Annotated in this window: 3 protein-coding genes; all 3 read right to left on the bottom strand. The window is 74.0% G+C overall.

All coding sequences use genetic code 11. The annotated features are described in order from the left end of the window. Positions 1-167: 167 nt before the first annotated feature. Positions 168-1,040, bottom strand: coding sequence for an alpha/beta fold hydrolase (locus AC1DUQ_RS17355; protein WP_477060675.1), 873 nt, complete (start codon positions 1,038-1,040; stop codon positions 168-170). Positions 1,041-1,105: 65 nt separating this feature from the next. Continuing rightward, the gene (locus tag AC1DUQ_RS17350; RefSeq protein WP_477060676.1) at positions 1,106-2,887 is read right to left on the bottom strand and encodes a family 43 glycosylhydrolase; all 1,782 of its coding nucleotides are present in this window, start codon (positions 2,885-2,887) and stop codon (positions 1,106-1,108) included. 107 nt (positions 2,888-2,994) lie between these two features. After that, positions 2,995-5,098: ATP-binding protein (locus AC1DUQ_RS17345; RefSeq protein ID WP_477074217.1), on the bottom strand; the 2,104-nt coding region annotated here is incomplete at its 5' end.

The raw sequence follows: 5,098 nt of genomic DNA, 5'->3' as shown, positions 1-5,098 counted from the left end.
CCACCTGGCCGTGCCACTCGCGCTCCTCCGCGGGGCGCCGCAGCTCCTTGACCACGGCGGCGACGGCCAGGGCCAGGGTGATCAGGCGGATCAGCTTCTGGAGGTCGAGCCCACTGCTGTCCTCGTCGTGCGTTGCCATGTCGACTCCTTCGTTGGACCTCTCCTGATCAGCGCGCAGCCTCGAGCACCTCGCGCAGCCTGGCGGCGAACGCCTCCGGCTGCCCCGGCTGCCCGTACTCGTCGCCCAGGAACCCGCCGTGGTTGCTGGGGAAGACGGTGAGCTCCTGGTCGAGCTCGTCGGCGAGCGCGGACGAGGTGCGCCAGGTGAGCGTGCCCGTGCTCTCGATGCCGGCGGCGACCACCACGCGCGTCGACGCCGCGGTGAGCGCCGGGACGTCCGGCTGGTAGGCCGTGATCGCGTTGGAGATGCCGGACAGCAGCGGGTCGGCGCGGGACCCGTCGTCGCCGGTCGGCAGACCGAAGCCGGCCGGGTCGGGCAGCTCGGAGCCGAAGTCGTCGGTGAGCTCGCCCTCCCAGGACGTCAGCGCGATGAACGCCGCCATGCCCGCGCCCCAGCCGCGCTGGTGGTACGCGTCCTGGACCTTCTTCTCCGCGGAGAACGCCTCCTGGGCATCCGGCAGCACGCCCAGCAGGGGCGGCTCGTGCGCGACGAAGGTGCGGACGTCGTCGGGGTGCGCGGAGACCAGGTGCAGCCCGGTGACCGCGCCCCCGCTGCTGCCGAGGAGGTCGACGGTCCCGCCGAGCTCGGCGATGAGCCGGTGCAGGTCGTCGGCCTGCTGCTGCGGGGTGTTCGCGGTCTCACCGTCGCTGCGCGTGCTCCGGCCGAGGCCACGCGGGTCGTACGTGACCACGGTCCGGTCCGGGAAGTACGAGGCGAGCGTGCCGAACCCGGACGCGTCCATGGGCTGCGCGATGAGCAGCAGCGGCGGGCGGCCGTCCGCCGGGGGGAGCGGGCCGCGGACGTCATAGGTGAGCGTGGCTCCGGGCACGTCCAGGGTGTGGGTCGTGGCGGTCGTCATGTGATCCTCCGGATGCGGTCGAGGCCCCTGCCAGTATCGGGGCCCCGACCGCGTCCGGTCGAGGGTCAGGGCAGCAGCAGCCGCACCGCCTGGGTGGTTCCGGCGCTGCTCAGCGACCATGTGCCGTCGTCCGTCGGGCTCAGGGTCCAGGTGCCGCACCCCGTGTGGACGAGCCGGAGGTCCGTGCCGAGGCAACCGCCCCGCTCGGTGGTGCGCACGGTGTACCCGGCGGTCCCGGCCACCGGCTCGAGGACCCACGTCTGACGGGCGCGCTCGTCGCGCGGCCGGAACGTGACCGCACCCGTGTGCGCGCGCGGCGCGGTGAGGGTCGTCTGGTCCGTCGGGTCGGCCAGCAGCACCTCGCCGACGGGCTCGAACCGGAACTGCTGGTCCGCGCCGCCGGTCGGGGAGCTGATCGCGAGGTTGCTGCCCGCGACGGGACCGCCCTGGACCGTCCACGCCCGGTTGCCGGGCAGGATGCTGGCCACGGTGGTCCAGCCGTCGCCCGCGGCGGAGAAGCTCCAGCGCTGGCAGTAGTTGTTCGGCAGGAACCCGAGCCAGCCCCACTGGGCCACGTTGCCACCGTCGACGTTGGTGCAGGCGCCCACCTCGGCCACGTTGTTGCTGAACCGGTTGAGGATCCGGGTGCCGGTGCCACGGTCGGACAGCTGCCACTGCTGGCACGCGTTGTCGAGGTCGGTCCAGAGCGCGATGTTGGCGCCCTCGTAGCCGCAGCCGGCGTTCTCGACGACCGCGGTGCCGTCGCGCGGGACGATCTGCACGAAGGGATCGCCGTGGCCGATCGCGCGGCTCGGGTTGATCGGGTCGCTGATCACCGGCCACCCGTCCCGTCCCCAGGTGAGCTTCCGGACGTTCAGGCGGGGTGCGCCGCCGTCCGTCGCGTCGTAGTAGTGGTTCACGAAGTACCCGGTGCGGCCGTTCTTGTCCATCAGCAGGTCGCCGCCGCCGGCGCCGACGAACTCGTTGTAGCCGCGCAGGACCTCGGTGCCGCCCTTGGCGTCGAGCAGCGGCACGCCGTCGGCGTCGACGTACGGGCCGGTCAGGCTCGGCGAGCGGCCGACCATGGTCCGGTAGTCGCTCTCCACGCTGCGGCAGCAGTAGTCCCAGGACACGAACAGGTAGTAGTAGCCGTCGTGGAACGCGATCGTCGGGTTCTCCTCGGCGTTCGGCGGGAACGCGCGACGGGCGATCGCGACGGGCTGCTCGCCGGCGACCGGCGTGCCGGTCGTGGCGTCGAGCGGCACGAGGTGGATGCCGGAGAAGAACGAGCCGAACGAGAGCCAGGTGCCGCCGTCGGCGTCCGTGACGAGGTTCGGGTCGATGGCGTTGAACGTGTCGACGCCCGGCTGCGAGCGGACGACGAGGCCCTGGTCCTCCCACCGCGGGTTCGCCAAGGTCGGCGAGGTGAGCAGTCCGATGACCGAGTTGTTGGTGCCGAACTGGGAGACTGCGTAGTACAGCCGCCACTCGGTGCCGGACCAGCTGAGGTCGGGCGCCCAGGCGTCGCGCGGCGCCTCCGTCACGCCGAGCGACTCGAGGACCCAGGCCGGCAGCTCGGTGAGCACGGGCCCGAGCTCCTCCCAGTGCACCAGGTCGCGGGAGCGCTTGAGCGGGAGGTAGGTGTCGTCGAACGCGGCGTCACCGGTGATCGCGACGTAGTACCAGCCCTTCTCCTTGACCATCGTCGGGTCGTGCGCGATGGGGTCGACCGGGCGGGTGGCCGGCGACGGGGTGTGTCCACCGGCGGTCGCCGCGGTGGCGGGGGCGACCAGCCCGAGCAGGGCGGCGATCACCAGCAGGACCAGGGACAGGGGCGTGCGTCTCATCGGAAATCCTCGTCTTCCACATCGTCGTGGGGTCGGCCGCGTTCATCCTGGCACCGTTCTACAACGATGTACATGATGTCCGGAATGTGGATCGCGGACCGGTTCCGCTAGCCGACGCGCCCGGCGATCGCCGTCAGAGCCGCGTCGAGCACGGCTGCTCGGGTCACGGGCGTCCCGGCACCCGCCGAGGGGATGGCGGCCGCGGCCGGCCCGACGGCCGGCGCGTCCGGGGCTGCGTCGGCGGCGGTCGAGAGCAGGCGTGCGGCATCGTCGTCGCCGGTCTGGCGCAGGAGGTCGGCGAGGTTCCGCAGAGTGGCCCACAGGTGCGTCCAGTTGCCCGTCCGCGCGAAGTACCGGATCACGTCGCGGTAGCCGCGCAGCGCGTCCTCGACCCGTCCCTGGTCCGACAGGGCGGTGAGCAGGCCGACGGTCGCGACGCCGACCAGGAAGGTGGCGCCCGAGCCGCGGGCCAGCTCGACGGCGTGGCGGTAGTGGTGTTCCGCCGCATCGGCGTGGTCGGTGGCGTTCTCGATCTCCCCGGCGACGTAGGTGGCCCACGCGCGCTCGGTGGGGGAGACCGCGCCGGCCAGGGCGTCGTCGCGCAGCGAGCGTGCTCGCGCCGGGTCGCCGGAGTAGAGCGCGGCGAGCGCCGCCACGCCCGACGGGTCGGGGCGCGGCGAGAGGTCCGTCGCGGCCCGGGCGTGCTCCATGGCCTCGGCGAAGCTGCCCCGGGCCAGGGCGACGACCGACCACGGGACGTGGCAGTACCAGCGGCCGAGGTCGTCCGTCGCCTGCTCGACACCGGTGCGAGCGAGGGTGGCGGCCCTCTCGAGGTCGCCGCGCTGGTAGGCGGCCTCGGCCGCGGCGCCGAGGACGCCGGAGGCGCGCGGGTGGCCGGTGAGGACCGGGTCGGCAGCCAGCTCCTCGGCCCAGGCGCGGATCTCGAGGAGGTCGCGGTAGGCGATCGCGCCGTACAGGGAGACGACGACGTGGGCGGCCGCGTCCACCGCCCCTCGGCCGCGCGCCAGCTGCCACACCGCACGCAGATTGGCACGCTCGCGGCGCAGCATCGCGTCCGCGTCGGGCTCGTCCTCCCCGGCCAGGCCGGCCTCGATGCTCGTGGCGAGCCGGACGCCCCAGCGCAGCATGCGGTCAGCCGACTCGTCGTCCTCCCCGGCCGCGCCGATCCGGTCGAGACCGAACGCCCGCAGCGTCTCCAGCATCCGGTAGCGCGTCCGCACCTCGAAGTGGGCGTCGACCATCGAGGCGTCGACCAGCCGGGAGAGCATGGCGCCGGGGTCGCCGGGCAGCCCGAGGTCGCCGGCCAGCCACTCCGCGGACTCGAGGTCCAGCCCGTCGACGAACGGCGCGACGTGCCGGAACAGTCGCTGCTCGTCCGGGGTGAGCAGCCGGTAGGACCACTCCACGGTCGAGCGCAGGGTGCGGTGCCGGGCGTCCCCGGAGGGTCGTCCCGAGCCCAGCAGGTCCAGGGAACGGTCCAGGCGGTCGTGGAGGTCGCGCAGCGAGAACGCCGACAGGCGGCTGGCGGCCAGCTCGATGGCGAGGGGTACGCCGTCCAGCCGTCGCACGATGTCGGCCACCAGAGCCAGCTCCGCTGCGGAGCCCGCGGGATCGGCGCGCACCCGGGCCGCCCGCTCGAGGAAGAGGGCGACGGACGCGACGTGCGCGGGGTCGCCGTCTGCCCCCGGCAGCGGGAGGGGAGCGAGGCGCACCGTGTGCTCGCCGGGCAGGCCGAGCGGCTCGCGGCTCGTGGCCAGCGCGGTCAGCCGGGGGCAGGCGGGCAGGACGACGGCGAGCAGGTCCCGCACCGCGTCGAGCAGGTGCTCGCAGTTGTCGACGAGGAGGATCCCGGGCTGGCTGTTGAGCACGGCCGTGCACGCCTCGAGCACGTCGCCCTGCACGACGTCGAGCTGCAGCGCAGCCGCCAGGGCGCTGGGCAGGGCCTCCGGGTCGGTCACCGGGGCAAGGAGCAGGACGGTCACCGCCGGCGCGCGGGTGACGACCTCGAGGGCCACCCGCGTCTTGCCGACGCCACCGGTGCCGACGAGCGTGACCAGGCGCTCGTCGGCCAGCACGCGGTGGAGTGCGGCCACCTCGGCGGCGCGTCCGATGAGCCGGGTCGGCGGTCGCGCGGCGAGCGAGGGACCCGGCGCACGCCCGGGGCCGCCGCCCGCGATCACGCGTTCGAGC

Source organism: Cellulomonas sp. P4_B5_2 (assembly GCF_056402235.1).
The sequence above is the reverse complement of the archived record's forward strand: the minus strand, read 5'-3'. Positions and strand labels throughout refer to the sequence as shown.

What these genes read in the sequence shown, in the direction of transcription:
- AC1DUQ_RS17350 (WP_477060676.1), bottom strand. Translation starts at nt 2,887, where the DNA reads ATGAGACGCACGCCCCTGTCCCTGGTCCTGCTGGTGATCGCCGCCCTG.
- AC1DUQ_RS17355 (WP_477060675.1), bottom strand. Translation starts at nt 1,040, where the DNA reads ATGACGACCGCCACGACCCACACCCTGGACGTGCCCGGAGCCACGCTC.